A 17,367-nucleotide genomic window follows, 5' to 3' on the forward strand; every position below is an offset into this window, starting at 1 on the left:
GCGGGTTAGCAGGAAGGTTGGGCCAGGACCGAGATGCCGGCTTGCTTCAGAAGTTCCGCCGTTTCGAAAAGCGGCAGACCCATGACGCCCGAATAGCTACCCGACAGATGCTCGATGAACACCGCGCCTTTGCCCTGGATGGCATAGGCGCCGGCCTTATCGCAGGGTTCTCCGGTCGCCCAGTACGCTTCTATTTCGTCTTGGCCGATCCGGCGAAATCGCACGCTGCTGACGCTCAGGGCTTCCCAATGCCGTTCACCGTGCCGCAGGGATACGGCGCTCAAAACCCGGTGTTCCCTTCCGGCCAGCTGCGCCAGCATGCGTGAAGCGTGCTCGAAATCCTGCGGCTTACCCAGGATATTTCCATCCAGTACCACTTCGGTATCGGCAGCCAGTACCGGCAGCCTGCCGCCGCCGCTCCGCCAGGTCTCCAGACATTTCTCCGCTGCCACTCGGCGGACGTAAGTTTCCGGCGATTCGTCCGGTAACGGGTGTTCGTGAATTCCGGCGGGCATCACCTCGTAAGCGATGCCGAGCTGATCGAGCAGCTCGCGGCGGCGGGGCGACGCCGATGCTAAGATGATCTGCGGACTTCGAGTCTCCATGCTAACGGTGATACGGGTGATGCTGCAGAATGCTCCAGGCCCGGTAGACTTGCTCGGCCACGATAATGCGCACTACCGGGTGAGGAAAAGTCAATTTCGATAAGCTCCATCGTTGATTCGCGCGTTTCAGGCACGCCGGAGAGAGTCCGTCCGGACCTCCCACCAGAAGCGCCACATCGCGTCCGCTTTCCAGCCAGCGCGCCAGGGCTTCGGCCAATTCCGGCGTGCTCCATTCCTTTCCTGCCACATCGAGGGCGATCACGTGAACATTGCGCGGCAATGCCGCCAGAATGCGTTCACCCTCCTCCTCGATCGATCGGGCGATGTCGGCGTTCTTCCCCCGCTTGGCGGGTACGATTTCTTTCAGCACCAACTCGCATTCGCGCGGCAGGCGTTTGGCATATTCCGAATAAGCTTCCGTTACCCAACCCGGCATGCGGTTGCCGACCGCTACCAAATGAATCTGCATGAGATGGTGCGGGACAAAGAAATCGATTATAAGGCAATCGGCCGAATTTACCGACTGCTCCGAAGCCGCCGGGCCAGGAAGGCGAAGTGTCTTACGGTGCGAGACAGGCATGGGTCGCGAACGATGCCTGTCCCGAGAGGAGTCGAAGCGCGCTCCCTTCCGTCAGCGCATCCTACCGGCTCGATTTCGGCGCGTTGCGGATCGCGGGTCGTAGGATGTGCTGAACGAAATGACGAATCGGCAGGATTGATGAAAAACAACCTTGTTTTTCACCCTGGCGGGCGCTCCGCGTCCCAATCCTCTCCCGGAGATTTGGTGCCGAATTGCACTGCGAAGCCGCCGATCGGGACTGCCCGGCATGAACCGCATCAGTCGCGATACCGATGATGGCGCAAGGCGCGCGTCAAGCCAGTTGCAGCATTCTGTTCAAGGCCAGCTTGGCCCAGCGTGCATCGCCCTCCTGCACTTTGATGCGGTTGACGGTGTGGCCTTCAACCAGATTTTCCAAAACCCAGAGCAAGTGCTGCGGATCGGTTCGGAACATCGTTGAGCACATGCAAACGGTCGGGGACATGAAGTGAACTTCCTTGCCCTGTGGCTTGAGTTCCTCCGCCAGCCGGTTGACCAGGTTCAGCTCGGTGCCCACCAGCCAGCGCGTGTTCGGCTCCGCTTCGCGCACGGTTTTCAGAATGTATTCGGTCGAGCCGATGTACTGGGCTTTCTGGCAGACTTCGAAAGAACACTCGGGATGGGCGATCACCCGCGTATCCGGGTAACGCTCCAAGAAGCGGTCGACATGCTCGGGACGAAACATCTGATGCACCGAGCAGAAACCTTTCCAGAGAATGATCCTGGCCCGGCGTATTTCGTCCTCGGTCAGGCCGCCCATAGGTTTGGCGAAATCCCAGGTCACCATCTCGTCGAGCGGAATGCCCATGCGATAGCCGGTATTGCGTCCGAGATGCTGGTCCGGGAAGAACAACACTTTCTGCCGCTGGCCGAAGCTCCAGTCGAGAATCTTCTGGGCATTGCTGGAAGTGCAGACGATGCCGTTGTGGCGTCCGCAGAAGGCTTTCAGGTCGGCCGCGGAATTGATGTAAGTGACCGGCGTCACGACTTCGTCGGGATCGAACAGTTGGCCGAGCTCGCGCCAGCATCGCTCGACGGCTGCCAGGTTGGCCATGTCGGCCATCGAGCAGCCGGCCGCCAGGTCGGGGAGAATCGAGATTTGTTCGGGACGCGACAGAATGTCCGCCACCTCCGCCATGAAGTGCACGCCGCAGAACACGATGTACTGGGCGTTGGACTTGGAGGCTTCGCGGGACAGCTTGAGCGAATCGCCGGTCAGATCGGCGTGGCGGAACACCTCGTCCCGCTGGTAGTGATGGCCCAGAATTACGCAACGGTCGCCGAGGCTTTGCTTGGCCGCGACGATTCGTTCCTCGCATTCGGCGTCATCCAATAAGGCAAATTGCTGTATGGCAAGAGCGGATACGGACATAATTCGGCGGTAACACAAGTGAAATAAGGCAGTATGGAGGCCGATAATAACACAGCAAAATAGTGCGTAATAGGTGGCGCAAACGGGATCGACGTTTGGGATATTCCGAGGCTACACCAGCGCCTACTCGCAGCCGCCTCGCTGAACGGCGCTCGACTCCGGACACGGAACAAGCAAGCGGCTGTCTGCTGTCGCGGAACAGCTCGGGTGCGGCTATCTGCCGAAACGCTTTGCTGACTGGCAGCAATAATGACGAGGCCAATGTTTACTATCCTTACTCGGGCTCTTGGGGGAAAGGCGCTGCAAGCAGGATAGGGCAGGTTAGGCGGCACTCCAATCGCAAATAGTCGCTTTTAGTCGCGGCCGTTCCACCGTAACCCGCTATACACCGCGAAAACGCAGGTTACGCCTTCGGCTTCGCTGGCGCTACGCTCAGGACTAACCCGCCCTACTGTCAATGCCGTTAAGTTAAGGGTCATTTGTATTGACGTCGAGGTTTTGGCTTGATGCGGGATTGGGGTCTTGGTGCCTTTCGATCGGGCCGTTTGAGCTCCAGGGTTCTGGCATAGAGCTCGATAAGGGTGAGGATTTGGCTGGGGGATACGCGCTGGATGAGCCAGCAGACTAGACGCGTCTTCAGGGAGTTGAGGACATAGGTCACATTGGGGTCATAGCGTTGGGCCTTGTCTTCGGGCAGGGTGTCGTAGGCGGAGCGGGCGAGGGCTTCGGCGAGGTTGGCGGTGAAGAGCTTGGCGTGGAAATCCTGGCGGATGGCTTCGGGGAGTTCGCCGGAGAACTGTTCGACGTTGAGGCGGTGTTTGAGGACTTTGAAGGCTTCCTCGATGTGCCAGCGGGCGTGGTAGAGACTTTTGAAGTCTGCGGCGGGAAAGGTTTGCGCGTCGAGGAGCGAGGTCGCGAGGACCTCGACGGTGCCGGTGGACAGGACGACGCGGATCAGGCGAAGGGTGACGGCGTTGTCGATCAGGTGCATGCCGGCCGCTTGTGCTTGTCTTTGAGCGGCCTTGGAGACCTTGAGGGTCACGACCGTTTCGGTCTGGCCGGAGAGCAGGAAGCGTTCGACACAGGACCATGGAGTCCCGTCCATCCGAGCCAGGAACGGCAGGCCGCGCTGTTGCAGCAGGGTGAACAGCCAGACGGCGGGAAAGCCGCGATCCAGGATGAGGAGGTCGTCGCCGGCAAGGTGTGGGAGCCGTTGCGCCAGGAGGGCACGCTCGGTCTCGTCGAAGCGGCCGAGGACGGCCTTGAGCATCAGGCGTGACGTGGTGGCGAACAGCCCCAAGGCACGCGCCAACACATACGGTTGGCCCGGGTGATCGGACTGGACGCCGAATTCGGCCTGGTTTTCCGGCCAGGCCGGTAAGCGTAAGGTGGTGGAATCGGCGGCGACCCGGCGCAAGCCGCGCCAGCGGGGCTCGGGCAGCAAGGTGGCCAAGGAGCCCAGCAAGCGCTCGTTGAGGGCTTCGAACACGGAGGCTTTCAGCTTCTGGCGAGCCTGGGACAGGGCGCTTTGGGTCACCCTCCGGGGCAGCGGTGCCTGGAGCGTAGCGAAGAGGTCATCGAGCAAGGACTGGAGGCTGCCTTTGAAGGCGCAGAGCAGGAAGGCGACAAGGACCGGAAAGGTGAGGATGCGCTGCCGGGAGAAGGCGGTTGGGCGGGTGCGATGGTCGGCGATGAACTGGGGATCGTGAAGCGTTTTGGTGAGATCGGCAAGAATACCGGCATGGATAGTGCTAAGCGACCTTCATTGATTAACCCTTTGTTTTCATATAGTTACGTCACATTGTGAGGGTGTAAAAAGAACTGTGTAACTGGTTTGTAAAATCAGCCAGAAAAAGAGACTAAAACATGACCAGTGACACAGCCAAACAAGACGCCTTATTGGATGAATTGCTCAAAGGCTATACGAATCCGAAAGACATTCTGGGGGAACACGGCTTGCTCAAGCAGCTGACCCGGCGTCTGGTGGAACGGGCGTTGGAGGCGGAGATGACCGCCCATTTGGGCTATGCCCCCCATGCGCCGGAAGGGCGCGGCAGCGGTAATTCTCGCAACGGCAAGTCGGCGAAGACGATTCAAACGGAAACCGGACCCTTGGCGATTGAGGTCCCGCGGGATCGCAACGGAGACTTCGAGCCGCAACTGGTTTCCAAGCGCCAACGCCGGCTCGAAGGATTTGATGAGAAGGTTCTGGCGCTGTATGCGCGGGGCTTATCCACCCGTGGTATTCAGGGGCATCTGGAAGAACTGTATGGCGTGGAAGTCTCGCCGACGCTCATCTCCAACGTGACCGAATCGGTGTTGGCGGACGTGAAGGCATGGCAGAGCCGGCCCTTGGCGTCGGTGTATCCGATCCTGTATTTCGACGCTTTGATCGTCAAATCACGCGAAGCGGGACCGGTCAAGAACAAGGCGGTCTATCTCGCTTTGGGCGTCAATCTGCAAGGCGAAAAGGAGCGGCTGGGCCTTTGGATCGCGGACACAGAAGGCGCCAAGTTCTGGCTGTCGGTCTTTACCGAGTTGAAGAACCGAGGCGTTCAGGATGGCTTTATCGCCTGTGTCGACGGCCTCAAGGGACTGCCGGAAGCGATTGAAACCGTGTTTCCCAACATCCAGGTCCAACGGTGTATCGTCCATAAGGTGCGCCACAGCCTGCAGTATGTCACCTGGAAGGAGCGCAAGGCGGTGGCGAAAGACCTGCGGGCGATTTATGGCGCCGCGACCTTGACCGAGGCCGAAGCTGCCCTGGCGCGGTTTGCGGACACCTGGGACGCGAAGTACCCAGCCATCAGCCAAAGCTGGCGGGCGGATTGGACGCGCTTGACTGTGTTTTTCGATTATCCGCCGGAGATCCGCAAAGTGCTGTATACCACCAACGCGATCGAATCACTCAACTTCAGCCTGCGCAAGCTGCTCAAGACCCGCGGCGCGTTTCCGAACGATGAGGCGATTCTGAAAGTCCTGTATCTGGGACTGCAGCGGATCGAGAAGAAATGGACCATGCCGATCCAGGATTGGAAACGGGCGTTGAACCACTTCGTGATCCTCTTTGGTAATCGAGTTACCCTATGAACTAACCCCAGTTACACAGTTAACTTGACACCCCCGACCATGCCGATCCAGGATTGGAAACGGGCGTTGAACCACTTCGTGATCCTCTTTGGTAATCGAGTTACCCTATGAACTAACCCCAGTTACACAGTTAACTTGACACCCCCGACCATGCCGATCCAGGATTGGAAACGGGCGTTGAACCACTTCGTGATCCTCTTTGGTAATCGAGTTACCCTATGAACTAACCCCAGTTACACAGTTAACTTGACACCCCCCGAAGGTGCCGAGTCCGGCACACGTCCGCCAAAGTCTGGCCGTCCCAAACGGCCTTCAAGGCCGTGAGACGACGCCGGGGACGTTGCTCCTTGTGCCGGTAATACTGCTTCTGCCACTCCTCCCGGTCTTGAGGGGCCAACCGTTGGATACGGATTCTTCGGTTCATGACCGCCTCCCTTCCACAAATTGGTCAACTTCTCTCCTCTAACAGGCTGTTGATTTTCTCGGTCCTGGAAGCCGGATAAATTCGTTGGATGGAGCGCATAAAATAGGCATAATCGATTGTTTGTCATGGCAAAATAATATCATTTCAAGATACGTTGGACGCTGTCATGCGCGGTGCCGACCTGATCCAGGAAGAACTCTTTAGCTACCGAACCTTGGAAGACCGGATTCCCAAGGATCATCCCCTTCGCAAGCTCCGGGCCGTGGTCGACATTCTGCTGACCACGCTGGACTCGGAATTTGATGCCCTCCATGCCCGGACCGGCCGGGAGTCGATTCCGCCGGAGCGGCTGCTGCGCGCCAGTCTCATCCAAGTCTTGTTCTCTGTCCGCTCCGAGCGGCAGTGGGTCCAGCAGATCGAATTCAATCTTTTGTACCGCTGGTTTGTCGGGCTGACGCTGGATGCCGAGGTCTGGGACCACTCCACCTTCAGCGCCAACCGGGATCGGTTACTGAACGAGCGGATTTCCCGGCTGTTTTTCGAGCGGGTCGTGTTGCTGGCGGAATGGCGGGACCTTCTGTCGGACGAGCATTTCTCGGTGGACGGCACGCTGATCCAGGCGTGGGCCTCCATGAAGAGCTTTGTGAAAAAGGATGGCAGTTCGCCCCCGCCGGAGGCCGGCGGCCGGAATCCGTCCGTCGATTTCAAGGGCGAGAAGCGCGCCAATGCGACCCACGCCTCGACCACCGATCCGGAGGCTCGCCTTTACAAGAAAAGCGAAGGGGATAAAGCCCAACTGTGCTTCATGGGCCATGCCCTGATGGAAAACCGGACCGGCCTGGTCGTGGATGTCGAGGTGACTCACGCCACCGGCACGGCGGAACGGGACGCGGCCAAGATCATGATCGGTCGCACCGTCACGAAGCCCGGCGCGACAGTCGGGGCGGACAAGGCTTACGACGTGCCGGAGTTCGTGCAAGCTCTCCGGGAGCAGCGGGTCACGCCGCCTGTCGCCCGGAAGGAAAAAGGCTCCGCCATCGATGGCCGCACCACCCGACACCCCGGCTACCGGACCCGCCTGAAGAGGCGTAAGCGGGTGGAAGAAATCTTCGGGTGGTCGAAAACCGTGGGCGGGTTACGCCAGACCCGGTTCCGGGGTTTGAAGAAGGTGGCGGCCCAGACCGTGTTCACGTTCGCCGCCTACAACCTGACCCGGTTGGGTGGGCTGTTCGGCTGGCGGTGGTCGACGGCCTAGGCGGGCGTCTGCCCAAAATTCGCCGAAAGGCGGCAAGAACCCCAAGCGGGGGGATGAAAACCGGCTAGAACCGGGATTTCAGCGCTAAAAGGACCTTCAGCACTAAAAATTAAGCCGCCGATAAGGGGTAAAGCCGAAGGCATGGCGGCGAATTTCAACAGCCTGCTAAGAATAGCCCTTTTTGGAGCGAGAAGGGAGTAGCATATAAAATCGATTTCGATTTTCATGTTACTCGTTCCGATTCAATAAGCGCCGTAACCAACCACCATTTTCCTTTCTTGTTTTAGTTTTTTCGGTAGTAGGGTGTCGATTTCGTAACTCTTCTAATGCTTCTCTGGATACTAGTGTCGACAGTGATTTCGCTTCTTCTAAATGCATTTCACAAAACCACTCCAATCCATCAGGATGCCCGATTTCTTCATTGTCAGGGTGTTTGTAATCAGAAAAGGTAACCCAATCTCCATTGTGGCTTTCGATTGCCGATTTGCCGCAGACTCCACATACAGCAGGTTTCATTGTTGTTCCTCCGTCGCCATAACGCCTAGAACGGGTATTACCAACCTAGGTAATTCGAATGCCGGTGATTTAAGAAATACATTAGAGTTGTTTCAGATGCTAAACAATTGTAAATCAACAGATTTTGTAGTTCCAAAGCCCGGCGGAAAGTGAGAAGAAATAATCCACGAAGTGATCCAGATGATTTCTAATCCGATGCATCATGCAGTGGAAGAACTTCATGCCACCGATGGCATGCTCAACGATGACCCGCGTGGCGGCTTGTTTTCTGTTCTGTTTCTTCTGCTCAGGCGTCAATGTCGGATTAGGGTTTTTCTTGGATTTTCTAGGTTTCTTGTGGGGTAGATATATTTGGGTACTTTGATAATCTTTGTCCGCGCCCAGAAATCCTAAGTCAAGCCATAAATTGACCTTCTCGAACCACGCTGAATCCGGCGTGAAGACGTCTTTCATGAGTGTGTAGTCATGTACGCTGCCTGCCACAATGCAACACAAAAACAATATCCTTCGATTAAAGTCGGAGATTACGAGGGATTTGAGCGTATGTCTTTTTTTTTCCGCTGTAATGCTTTTCCTGTTCAGTTTCATCTTGGGGTCGAACGCAAGCGACCTCCACGCCATCGATCGCTATGTTCTTATATTGATCAATGAGTTGAGAGAATTCTTCTGGGGTTGTTAGCGTGCGCTCCGGCATGACGTTGAGGCTTGTCAACGCTCGCACTAAAACCGGCAGCAACCGGTCGATGTGGGCATGGGCATGTCCGCCACTAAAACCGAAATGAAAGCCCAGAACGTCAAAAGTGGGATAGGTTTTCAAATAGTACAAAACGAAAAACAGCTTTTTCTCGTAAGAATCAAGATAACCCTTAGGGCCGCCCTGTTTGACGTGTTTTATTTCGCCCTTTTCGACACGCTCTCGATCGATGGCGAGAGCGGCCGACTCGAATACTTTGACGAGGGCTGTGAACTTCGCCTTGGGCATTCCAATCAACGATGCCACGATGCGGTCATCGGTTATTTTGCTAAATTTGTCGTAGATCACGGAAGGTTTTTATATTCGGATTTGTTTGAGAAACAATTGGGCTATCAATACCATGCATTGGCATCAGGTACAACTCTATTACTCAAAACGGAAGCTTCATAAGCTATGATGTTTGTCGCTCCGTAAAAGGGCGCGATATCATCCATGGTGTGAAATACGCCCTGAGTTCCTCTTGCTCCAAACTTTGTGCCTACGGTTCTATCAAAAAATCGCACTCTACCCAATGTGTCTCTAAATGCGTAAATAGCATGTCTACCTCCTTCAATATTTCCCGACATAATTTTCACAGCGATCATGACCACGCTACCATCACGAGGCAACATCTTTTTGATATCTACTAAAGTACTAATCTGTCGAACTGGCCCTACTTTGGCTCCGAGCTTTTGAAGATATGACATGCCTGTTAACAAGTTGGGGATTTTCCAAAGACTGTTAATCTGCATCCCCAAAGCTTTTGCAACATCGTCTACGCTAGCATATATTTTCCCTTTCGTTTTCTGGCCAATTTGGCTAAGCGCTTTTGCTGATGCCACCCAGAAGCAATTTGGGCCACCAGTATCAACAATTAGTTTGGCCCTTGCCACACCTTTAACGGATTTAAGTGTATTTGCGATTTTGCCAACGGGGAGCACTGCTACAACTCTCAGGGCATCTGTTCCTGCGCCTTTGAGACTACCCTCCTTAACGCCGTCTCCCAATCTAAGTAAATCGACGAAGCCTGCACCAAATGTGGTAAAGGCTTTTGTTGTCACTGCCGCAATCATTACACCTTGTTCATATTCTGAGTCTTCCACCCACTTATCTAAAATAACATCTGTTTGTTTTCTTTGCCCTTCAAACCAATCCGCAATTTCTGTAAAAATCCACATTAGATTCTACCTATTTAATGTTCAGATATTATAAATTTACCTGATTAGCGATGAACTTCAGCTAAGCGAAGTTGCCACTCGGGGCGAGGTGGAGTGAATACGGCAGCGTGCGCTAGCCGGCGAAGCAGCGTTTTGAGATCGAAACGCCGATTGAAACGGTATTGGAACTCGGCCAGATACCGCTTGGCGTATTTCTCGAATTTGAACGCGTGAGGTGGTGGGTCAATTTAGTTGAAAGCAGTGGCGATTAATGAAGAGGCCGATCACCCCATCGTGAAGCAACTCAGATTTTGAAAAGCAGATCGTTTTGCGAGTTAAGCGCTTGATGCGAGTGCGTAACAAAAGGTTTTTGTTTTCGATCTTTTGCGTATATTTCTTACCAATGACGTGCTGGTTTGCCGGAATGAACGCCGCATAGCTTGGCCAATCATCGGTGTAATAGGTTCGAATATTGAAAACGCGCAGATTGGCGATCAATTGTTCGCAAACGTCCTCTTTGCGCCGCCCAAACACAAATGACAAAATGCATCCGGTGGCGGCGTCGATGGCGTACCAGAGCCAACGTTGGTTCTTCTTGCGAGCCACATAGCTCCACTGTTCGTCCGCCTGAACATCCATCGGCGAATCAAAGAGATGCCTGATTTCCACGGCGATTTCCCGAGAGCCGATGTAAGGATTCACCGTGACCACTTCGGTGGACTTTTTTTCAGTGTAGACATGACTGTGTTTTTCCCAATCCCGAGAACACGAGCGGTATCTCGAATACCACTGCCATTCATCGCCATGTCAACAATCTGTTCTTTGATACCGGACTCGTAGGCCCGGTAAATGTATTCGGTCTTGAAGGTGCGCCCACAGTGCTTGCAACGAAAGCGGGGGTAACCACTCTGTGTACCATAGCGCACCACATCGGAACTTTTACAGTATTTGCACGGAATCGTTTGATAGGCCATTGGTCCAGTCAATGCTTAAGCTAAGAAATAATTGTACATTGTAGTATATAAACTACTTAAACCCACCACCAACGCGTGATAGGTACCGGAAATCGCGGTCTTCAGGTTACTCAACAACGTGTTAACCCAACGAAACTCAGGATGTTGTGCCGACTGCCGCCCAGAGCCCAGAATCAGGCATTCGTGGCGAGCGACGACGTGCTGCAAGCTCCGAAACCCGCTCAAACCATCGGTGAGTGCATAAGTCGACGGAGCTAAGGCGCGTTGAGCCCACTCCGCAATCGCCTGCTGGGTGAACGGCAGGGGATCGATACGCACAAATAACGGACGTCCGTCATCCGTGGTTTGCACCGCCATCACGAAGGCGACTTTGTTTTCCGACCCTCGTCCCCGTTTCCCCGAGCGCTCACCGCCCAGGTAAGCATCATCGATCTCGACCCGCCCGCTCAATTGCCGATCCGCCTCTCGCTCCGCCATCACCTGGATCAACTTGTGCTTTATCAGCCAGGCGGTGCGATAACACACTCCGAGATGACGCATCAACTCCAAGGCTGAGACATTGTTCTTGGCCTGGGTTAGGAGATACATCGCCAGAAACCAGGTGGTGAGCGGCAGCTTGGTCGCTTCGAAGAGCGTCCCGGCGGTTAACGTCGTTTGCTTTCGGCAGTGTCCGCATTGCCAGTAGGTTCGCTCATTTCGTTTGAATACCGTATGCCGTGCCTCGCCACAGGCTGGGCAACGGAAACCGTCCGGCCAACGCAGAGCTTGTAAGGCCGCTTCGCACTGTGCTTCGGTGCCGTATTGGGTCAGAAACTCGGCCAACGACAATCCCTTTTGAAATTGCACTTGGTTCATTGACATGGGACACCTCTCTTGTGATCGATGGCCATAGTCTAAAGCCTATACTCGCTCACCACGTGAGCCTGTGCTGAACTTTCTCGCTAATCAGGTAAATTTAACGCCCCAATCAAAAGATGATATTGCGCTAACGCTCGGCTCACCAGCGGCCGAACCGGAGTGGTTTTTGTGATAAAGTGTAGCGCAGTGAAACCACAAAAACCGCGTAGGTTTGGGCGTCTGCGTGTAGCCGCTTGTTATGTGAATATATACTCGCGATACTTCGCCCATTCAAGGGCCAAATGATCAAGTATTTCATTTGCTGAAATGTCTTCTAACTCTTCTAACTCTTCTAACTCTTCTGAGTCATGTATGAAAACTACTTCAACACCTCTTTCTGATTTAGCCGACTCGTTAATATACCAAACCCCATCGATTTTAAGATGTGGTGTTTCAGATGCTACTTCTCTGAGATGCATCTGGACCATCCGATATACGAACCATGTTTCATAGAACTGAAATTTCTCATTCAGAATCACCAAGAAACCATACGCGTCCTTACAATCAAGAGCTTTTTTAGTAGCATGAATCTGCTTTTTCGAACTTCTAACGTAGTCTGCAAGTGTTCGTGCTGCCAAAGAGTCGAGCTGCCTATGAAATAGCTCTTTATTTGAATGGCCTTCATATAGCCGTTTGAAAGATACTGTACCAAAAACAACTGGCATTCCATTTTTTACTTCAGAAGAGTTTTCCACTCTTTTTTGAAGCCATGGCTGAAAAGCGTCTGCGCGATCGCTTGAAATAGTTTTTATTTCAAAGATAGATTTCCTATCTTCAAGGTAATAATCGCTCTTATGTTTCGGGAAATGAGATTCAGGAAGCGCATCAAGATTGACAGCGCCCATGGCAACCTCTAAAAATTCCTTAAATGCAGACTCTAAATCCATACCACTTTCATCACATAACTTTGTATTAGACACCTACCCGAGGTGTATAACACCGGCTAATAAGGTGTATAACTCGGAATTTGCTATCTTAAGTATTTGTATTTAATACACCGGCTTCATGTAGATGGGGCTTATGGACGAAGCAAACACACCGCTCGCCGCAGATGGCCAAAAACTGCTAAATCAGGTGCGCGTCTGCATCAGCTGCAAATAAGATTAGTAAGGAAACGCAATCTGTCCAACGGATCAGACGCTTTATTCTCTTTTTAACGGTAAACGCTATTCCCGCGACATGGGCATCGTCGAGGTGGGGCTTTCTTATCCGTCTGGCGGCGGCAATGTGTCGGCGTCGACGCAGAATCAAGCCTTGGCGGCGCTCTCGCTTCCCTATCGAGAGACATGGGGTATCGGTTTACCGGGACTCAAAGACGTGAGCGCCACCATGATTTCTACCCATGTGCTGAATCCGGGTGGGTGAGGTGTGGTCAGTCCCTTGAACGGATTGAACTGGGACCTTTCCCGTCTGGTATAACGGACCAACACTTTCGTCGGCAAAGGTTCGCCGACCTACGCCGGGTGCCCGGCGCCGGCACTTTCGGCCGGGATCAATGGTGTTTTGCCCAGGGGACAGGCTTTTCAGATCTTCTTTTCGGAAAGTTCGGGGTCATTCCAAATCGCTTTCAATAGCCGCGGAATCGGTGGGTTACGGCGCGTTCATAGCCCAGTGACCGCCAGAAAACGTTTTCTGGTACGCGCCTAACCCACCCTACGTAATGTTCACTTGAATGCCGAAGGGAATAAGGGATTTAGCACTGACATGACATTGGCAAAATCCCTCTTCGACAAGCTGTGACGGGTGTTGCCGTTTAAGGAAGCTCTGGTTAAGTCCTTCGACAGGCCCTGTCGAAGGACTTAGAGCGTTTTTCATGTCGGTGTACGGATTCGTGTCGGGAAGGAAGACTGTAGGTCGGCAATCCCTTGCCGACAAAGCCCTTTGCCGAGCCGGTACGTCGGCAAAGGATTGCCGACCTACATATCGGGATCCCTTACACCGAATCGAAAAATGCTCTAAAGCCTATCCCAGTAGGCTCAAGAAGCCCTTCGACAAGCTCAGGGCGAACGGACTACTGGGATAAGCTCTTAATCAGGCTTCCTTAACGGGTATCCGGCCTTTTTGTTTCCCGGTGGAAGCAGGAACAGGCTGCTCAGTGCCGGCGCGGGGCCAAGTGGTCAGAATTGCAACCCTTCGTTGCGCAGCAGGTGCGTGTCGCGAAGACGGCGGGTCAGGCCGACGCGGTCGAAGTATTCCAGGATGTGGATGGCGAGCTTACGGCCGGTGCCGATGCGGTCGCGGAATGCGGCGGCTGTTACCGCGCCGTCGGAGGTCGCCCCTGCGAGCTCACGAACAATATCGGCCAGGGCGGCGACGGCAGTTCGGTCGAAATAGTGATCGTGGGCGACGCGGTAGACGCGACCCATGCGCGCCGCCTGCATTAGAAGTCTCCGCACCGCCGTTTCGTCCAGGGATTCGGCGCGGGCGATATCGCGCACCCGCGGCGGCTGGAAAGGCTGTTCCAGCAGCTGGGGCGCGATCCGCCGCCATAGCTGTTCGTCCTTTTCGGAAAGGGTGATTTCGTGCCCCGGCAGATGCCACCAGGAGCCCTCCCGCGCGCACAGCCCTTCTTCGAGCAGCTCGGCCAAGAGCTGTGCGAAAACCGTCCGTTCCAGCCGCGGGGCGGTCCGCAGGCGTAGTTGCTCGGCGTTGAGGCCCAACGAGTCGGGCACGTCTTCGTGCTCTTTCCCGAGCGTCTCGATCACGGCCCGTTTGAGCCGGCCCCAGTGTTCCGGTGCGAAGGCAATCGGCTTCGTTCCTGCGACACGCCGCAGTTCCAGGTTTCGGCAGAGATCGTCTAGTTCGCCCGATGTCAGGTTGGCGTTGGCGGCGAATCCCTGCAGGTCCACCCCGTTGGGCGAAACCGCGAGCATCGTCCGCAACATCGCTTCCGATTCGGTTCGTTCCCAGGCCGACAAGATTTCCAGGCGCTGCACGGTGCGTCGGCCGCGCGTGGGCGGTCGGGCATCCAGAACCCGTCCGCCGGCGAGCGTGCGCCGCGCGGAAGCGTCGCGGAGGATGCAGCGGTCGCCGTTGACGGCGCAAGTGGGCTTGTCCAGAACCAATTGGGCGAGAGCGCTGCCGCCCGGCTCCAGAGGCGCGTCCTGCAACAAGGCGACCCGTGCGGTGGCGTGGAACGCGCCGAGATGGACATGCACGGGCGTCCAATGCTTCAACGGCCTGGTTTCGCTGGCCAGCAGCGCGAGCCGTACGTCGAGGCGGGGCGTCGGCAGATGGAGTTCCGGCGCCAGCACCCAATCGCCCCGCTGCACCTCGCGTTTTTCCACATCGGCCAGATTGAGCGCGCAGCGCTGTCCGGCCCGGCCCGCCTCGGCCGCGCGGTTCTGGGCATGGATGCCGCGCACCCGGATCGGCCGGCCCGAGGGCGAAAGTAGCAGCCTATCGCCCATAGCGACCCGGCCGGAGAAGACCGTGCCGGTGACCACCGTGCCCGCGCCGGCCACGGTGAAACAGCGGTCGACCGCGAGCCGAAAACCGCCACGGATGGTCCTTGCACCGAGACTCGCGGCGGCCGTCTCCAGATGGACGCGCAATTCGGCCACGCCGGCTCCCGTGACGGTGGAGACCGGAAACAGGGGACAGCCTGCGAGCCCGGTGCCGCCGAGCAGGGTCCGGATTTCCCCGGCGACCTGGGCGATGCGATCCGGGTCGACGAGATCGGTCTTGGTCAAGGCGACGGCGCCGTTCCGGATGCCGAGCAGGTCGAGGATTTGCAGATGTTCCAGGGTTTGCGGCATGGGACCGTCGTCCGCCGCCACGACCAACAAAGCGAAGTCGATCCCGGTCGCTCCCGCCAGCATGTTGTGGACGAATTTTTCGTGACCCGGCACATCCACGAAGCCGAGGATTTCGCCGTTCGCCAGTGCCGTGTAGGCATAGCCCAGGTCGATGGTCATGCCGCGCGCCTTCTCCTCCGCGAGGCGGTCGGCGTCCACCCCGGTGAGCGCCTTGACCAGGGCGGTTTTACCGTGGTCGATGTGGCCGGCGGTGCCGATGATCATTTCAAAGCTTCAGCAAGACCAACTGGCCAGTGAACCCCGCTTCGTCCTCCAGACAGCGAAGATCGAAGCGCAAAGCACCGTCCTCCAGCCGGCCGATAATGGGAATGGGCAGCTCGCGGAACGCTTGGGCGAGACGGTTCAACGCACGTCCGCCGCCCCTGCCGTTCGGCTTGAGAACGAGGCAGGCGCTGGGCAGGCGGTCCACGGGCAGGGAACCGCTGCCGATCTGGCTGCGGCAGGGTTCGATGGAAACCTCTGCATGGGCATTCAGGGCGGTCCGCACTTTCGGCAGGATACGTTGCGCCAGCGTCCGTATCTCTTCCTCCGTCCGCGTCAGCAGGCGCAGGGTCGGCAATTGCCGGCTCAACAGTTCCGGGCTCCGGTAAAGTCTGAGCGTGGCTTCCAGCGCGGCGAGGGTCATCTTGTCCACCCGCAGGGCGCGTTTAAGCGGATTGCGCTTGATCTTGCCGATCAGGTCCTTGCGGCCGACCAGTATCCCGGCTTGCGGTCCTCCCAGCAGTTTATCGCCGCTGAAGGACACCAGATCGGTGCCTTTTGCCAGGGCTTGCTGCGGGGTCGGCTCTTTGGGCAAGCCGTGGGCGCTGAGGTCGATCAGGGTACCGCTGCCCAGGTCTTCGACGAAGGGCAGGCTTTTTTCGTGGGCGAGTTCCGCCAACTGTTCTTCCGGTACCGTGGCGGTGAAGCCCTCGATGGCGTAATTGCTACGATGCACCTTCATGATCAGGGTCGTGCGCGGGCTCAAGGCTTCGGCGTAGTCCTTCAGGTGAGTGCGATTGGTGGTGCCCACTTCGCGCAGTTTCGCGCCGGCCCGCGACATGATGTCGGGAATGCGGAAGGCGCCGCCGATCTCGATCAGTTCGCCGCGGGAGACGATCACTTCTTTGCGCACGCCTAAGGTGTTCAGCAGAAGAAAGACCGCCGCCGCGTTGTTGTTGACCACGGTCGCGGCCTCGGCCCCGGTCAGTTCACGAATCAGGCCGTCGATATGGTCGTCGCGGTCGCCCCGGCGGGCGCCGGCGAGGTCGTATTCCAGATTGCTGGGCCGGGCCAGCACCGCCAGCACGGCTTCGACCGCCGATTCCGCCAGCAGCGCCCGCCCCAGGTTGGTGTGCAGCACCGTGCCGGTGAGATTGAACACAGGGCGCAACGACGGCGCGAAATCGGCTTCCAGGCGTTTCCGACAATCGGCCGCCAGCCGCGCAGTGTCCGGCACCGAATCGGGATGCGCTTTCAGCGCCTCGCGCCGCTCCGCCAGTTCGGCCCGCACGGCGGCAACCACGGCGGTGTGCCCGTAGCGCTCCTTCAAGCCGGCGATATCGGGATGTGCCAGCAGGCTGTCCACGGAAGGTAGGTGGGCGTATGGATTATCGGGATGAGGCATGGCGTTCTTTCGGGGGCTATCGAGTAGAGCGCCGGGAATTGTATCGAGATTGAAGCGGGTCGTGGGAGCGGGCATTGGAGCGTTTTCATCTCGCTCGTACGGCGAAACAGGCTTGGCGGAAGTCGTTGGCGCCTTCGGTTCGAGCGAATTGATTCAAGCATTCGTAGGTCGGCAAGCCCTTGCCGACGGAGATGCGCGGCCGGGGCGTGGCGTCGGGAAGGGCGGCTTCGCCGCTCCAATCGCAAACGGCCTGGCCGGGAGCGCCGGCCACGCCCTTCCCGAAGACGCCGTTTGCGATTGGAAGGGTCATTCGGGCGCTCCC

Annotated in this window: 19 protein-coding genes and 2 pseudogenes; 4 read left to right on the forward strand and 17 right to left on the reverse strand. The window is 56.5% G+C overall.

Features of this window, described 5'->3' with window-relative positions; all coding sequences use genetic code 11:
• Nucleotides 1-5: 5 nt before the first annotated feature.
• From sS8_RS24110 to sS8_RS24125, 4 genes are all read right to left on the reverse strand, one after another.
• A complete protein-coding gene (locus sS8_RS24110; protein WP_119632009.1) occupies nt 6-605 on the reverse strand; it encodes a Maf family protein in 600 nt (199 codons plus the stop codon).
• A 1-nt stretch (nt 606) separates the two neighbouring features.
• On the reverse strand, nt 607-1,074 hold the full coding sequence (rlmH, locus tag sS8_RS24115; protein ID WP_119632010.1) for a 23S rRNA (pseudouridine(1915)-N(3))-methyltransferase RlmH: 468 nt from the start codon (nt 1,072-1,074) through the stop codon (nt 607-609).
• 403 nt (nt 1,075-1,477) lie between these two features.
• Nucleotides 1,478-2,575, reverse strand: a complete 1,098-nt coding sequence (gene nadA / locus sS8_RS24120; protein WP_119632011.1) for a quinolinate synthase NadA — start codon at nt 2,573-2,575, stop codon at nt 1,478-1,480.
• Between the two features lie 475 nt (nt 2,576-3,050).
• The gene (locus sS8_RS24125; RefSeq protein ID WP_232020682.1) at nt 3,051-4,223 is read right to left on the reverse strand and encodes an IS4 family transposase; all 1,173 of its coding nucleotides are present in this window, start codon (nt 4,221-4,223) and stop codon (nt 3,051-3,053) included.
• Here sS8_RS24125 and sS8_RS29400 point away from each other — a divergent pair.
• Nucleotides 4,104-4,382, forward strand: a complete 279-nt coding sequence (locus sS8_RS29400; RefSeq protein WP_232020419.1) for a hypothetical protein — start codon at nt 4,104-4,106, stop codon at nt 4,380-4,382. The two genes, sS8_RS24125 and sS8_RS29400, sit on opposite strands and share 120 nt — an antisense overlap.
• A 59-nt stretch (nt 4,383-4,441) precedes the next feature.
• Nucleotides 4,442-5,665 (forward strand): IS256 family transposase, encoded by a 1,224-nt coding sequence (locus sS8_RS24130; RefSeq protein WP_119632013.1) that lies wholly within the window; start codon nt 4,442-4,444, stop codon nt 5,663-5,665.
• Between the two features lie 241 nt (nt 5,666-5,906).
• Here the strand turns inward: sS8_RS24130 and sS8_RS24135 are convergent, their stop codons facing one another.
• The gene (locus sS8_RS24135) at nt 5,907-6,089 is read right to left on the reverse strand and encodes a hypothetical protein (RefSeq protein ID WP_119632014.1); all 183 of its coding nucleotides are present in this window, start codon (nt 6,087-6,089) and stop codon (nt 5,907-5,909) included.
• A 166-nt stretch (nt 6,090-6,255) separates the two neighbouring features.
• Between sS8_RS24135 and sS8_RS24140 the strand changes: the two genes are divergently transcribed.
• A complete protein-coding gene (locus sS8_RS24140; protein WP_119632015.1) occupies nt 6,256-7,344 on the forward strand; it encodes an IS5 family transposase in 1,089 nt (362 codons plus the stop codon).
• On the opposite strand, the gene sS8_RS27825 is transcribed toward sS8_RS24140, so the two are convergent.
• From sS8_RS27825 to sS8_RS24175, 9 genes and pseudogenes are all read right to left on the reverse strand, one after another.
• A complete protein-coding gene (locus sS8_RS27825; protein ID WP_145986667.1) occupies nt 7,341-7,571 on the reverse strand; it encodes a hypothetical protein in 231 nt (76 codons plus the stop codon). The two genes, sS8_RS24140 and sS8_RS27825, sit on opposite strands and share 4 nt — an antisense overlap.
• Before the next feature lies 1 nt (nt 7,572).
• Nucleotides 7,573-7,860 (reverse strand): hypothetical protein, encoded by a 288-nt coding sequence (locus sS8_RS27830; protein WP_145986668.1) that lies wholly within the window; start codon nt 7,858-7,860, stop codon nt 7,573-7,575.
• 114 nt (nt 7,861-7,974) lie between these two features.
• Nucleotides 7,975-8,481, reverse strand: coding sequence for a transposase family protein (locus sS8_RS24145; RefSeq protein WP_119632016.1), 507 nt, complete (start codon nt 8,479-8,481; stop codon nt 7,975-7,977).
• Nucleotides 8,372-8,902 (reverse strand): helix-turn-helix domain-containing protein, encoded by a 531-nt coding sequence (locus tag sS8_RS24150; RefSeq protein WP_119628393.1) that lies wholly within the window; start codon nt 8,900-8,902, stop codon nt 8,372-8,374. Before sS8_RS24150 ends, sS8_RS24145 begins: the two co-directional genes overlap by 110 nt.
• A gap of 44 nt (nt 8,903-8,946) precedes the next feature.
• Complete coding sequence (locus sS8_RS24155; protein WP_119632017.1) at nt 8,947-9,771, reverse strand: hypothetical protein; 825 nt, start codon at nt 9,769-9,771, stop codon at nt 8,947-8,949.
• 44 nt (nt 9,772-9,815) lie between these two features.
• Nucleotides 9,816-9,983 (reverse strand): annotated as a pseudogene (locus sS8_RS24160) (IS1595 family transposase); the annotation flags it as partial.
• Between the two features lie 10 nt (nt 9,984-9,993).
• Nucleotides 9,994-10,724, reverse strand: a protein-coding gene (locus sS8_RS24165) for an IS1 family transposase (protein ID WP_119632018.1) whose coding sequence is annotated in 2 segments (ribosomal slippage) — nt 9,994-10,460 and nt 10,460-10,724 — 732 coding nt in all. Because the reading frame shifts where the segments join, the coding sequence is not laid out codon by codon here.
• 69 nt (nt 10,725-10,793) lie between these two features.
• Nucleotides 10,794-11,585, reverse strand: a pseudogene (locus tag sS8_RS24170) (IS1595 family transposase); the annotation flags it as partial.
• A gap of 233 nt (nt 11,586-11,818) precedes the next feature.
• Nucleotides 11,819-12,508 (reverse strand): hypothetical protein, encoded by a 690-nt coding sequence (locus sS8_RS24175; RefSeq protein WP_119632019.1) that lies wholly within the window; start codon nt 12,506-12,508, stop codon nt 11,819-11,821.
• 292 nt (nt 12,509-12,800) lie between these two features.
• Here sS8_RS24175 and sS8_RS24180 point away from each other — a divergent pair, with 292 nt between their 5' ends.
• Nucleotides 12,801-12,986: a hypothetical protein gene (locus tag sS8_RS24180; protein ID WP_119632020.1), complete on the forward strand. Its 186-nt coding sequence runs from the start codon at nt 12,801-12,803 to the stop codon at nt 12,984-12,986.
• A 752-nt stretch (nt 12,987-13,738) separates the two neighbouring features.
• Here the strand turns inward: sS8_RS24180 and selB are convergent.
• From selB to sS8_RS24195, 3 genes are read right to left on the reverse strand one after another with little or no spacing between them, the layout of a single operon-like run.
• On the reverse strand, nt 13,739-15,643 hold the full coding sequence (selB, locus tag sS8_RS24185; protein WP_119632021.1) for a selenocysteine-specific translation elongation factor: 1,905 nt from the start codon (nt 15,641-15,643) through the stop codon (nt 13,739-13,741).
• A 1-nt stretch (nt 15,644) separates the two neighbouring features.
• On the reverse strand, nt 15,645-17,120 hold the full coding sequence (gene selA, locus sS8_RS24190; protein ID WP_232020420.1) for an L-seryl-tRNA(Sec) selenium transferase: 1,476 nt from the start codon (nt 17,118-17,120) through the stop codon (nt 15,645-15,647).
• 10 nt (nt 17,121-17,130) lie between these two features.
• Nucleotides 17,131-17,355: a hypothetical protein gene (locus sS8_RS24195; RefSeq protein ID WP_119632022.1), complete on the reverse strand. Its 225-nt coding sequence runs from the start codon at nt 17,353-17,355 to the stop codon at nt 17,131-17,133.
• Nucleotides 17,356-17,367 lie beyond the last annotated feature (12 nt).

This window comes from Methylocaldum marinum (assembly GCF_003584645.1).
In the GTDB taxonomy this organism is placed as follows: Bacteria; Pseudomonadota; Gammaproteobacteria; order Methylococcales; family Methylococcaceae; genus Methylocaldum; species Methylocaldum marinum.

Bases quoted from the DNA above. Each gene is read 5' to 3' on its own strand.
- sS8_RS24135 (WP_119632014.1), bottom strand. From the start codon at position 6,089: ATGAACCGAAGAATCCGTATCCAACGGTTGGCCCCTCAAGACCGGGAG.
- sS8_RS24145 (WP_119632016.1), bottom strand. From the start codon at position 8,481: ATGGCGTGGAGGTCGCTTGCGTTCGACCCCAAGATGAAACTGAACAGG.
- rlmH (WP_119632010.1), bottom strand. From the start codon at position 1,074: ATGCAGATTCATTTGGTAGCGGTCGGCAACCGCATGCCGGGTTGGGTA.
- sS8_RS24175 (WP_119632019.1), bottom strand. From the start codon at position 12,508: ATGGATTTAGAGTCTGCATTTAAGGAATTTTTAGAGGTTGCCATGGGC.
- sS8_RS24140 (WP_119632015.1), top strand. From the start codon at position 6,256: ATGCGCGGTGCCGACCTGATCCAGGAAGAACTCTTTAGCTACCGAACC.
- sS8_RS24195 (WP_119632022.1), bottom strand. From the start codon at position 17,355: ATGACCCTTCCAATCGCAAACGGCGTCTTCGGGAAGGGCGTGGCCGGC.
- sS8_RS24130 (WP_119632013.1), top strand. From the start codon at position 4,442: ATGACCAGTGACACAGCCAAACAAGACGCCTTATTGGATGAATTGCTC.
- sS8_RS24110 (WP_119632009.1), bottom strand. From the start codon at position 605: ATGGAGACTCGAAGTCCGCAGATCATCTTAGCATCGGCGTCGCCCCGC.
- selA (WP_232020420.1), bottom strand. From the start codon at position 17,120: ATGCCCGCTCCCACGACCCGCTTCAATCTCGATACAATTCCCGGCGCT.
- sS8_RS27830 (WP_145986668.1), bottom strand. From the start codon at position 7,860: ATGAAACCTGCTGTATGTGGAGTCTGCGGCAAATCGGCAATCGAAAGC.
- sS8_RS24180 (WP_119632020.1), top strand. From the start codon at position 12,801: ATGGGCATCGTCGAGGTGGGGCTTTCTTATCCGTCTGGCGGCGGCAAT.
- nadA (WP_119632011.1), bottom strand. From the start codon at position 2,575: ATGTCCGTATCCGCTCTTGCCATACAGCAATTTGCCTTATTGGATGAC.
- selB (WP_119632021.1), bottom strand. From the start codon at position 15,643: ATGATCATCGGCACCGCCGGCCACATCGACCACGGTAAAACCGCCCTG.
- sS8_RS27825 (WP_145986667.1), bottom strand. From the start codon at position 7,571: ATGAAAATCGAAATCGATTTTATATGCTACTCCCTTCTCGCTCCAAAA.
- sS8_RS24155 (WP_119632017.1), bottom strand. From the start codon at position 9,771: ATGTGGATTTTTACAGAAATTGCGGATTGGTTTGAAGGGCAAAGAAAA.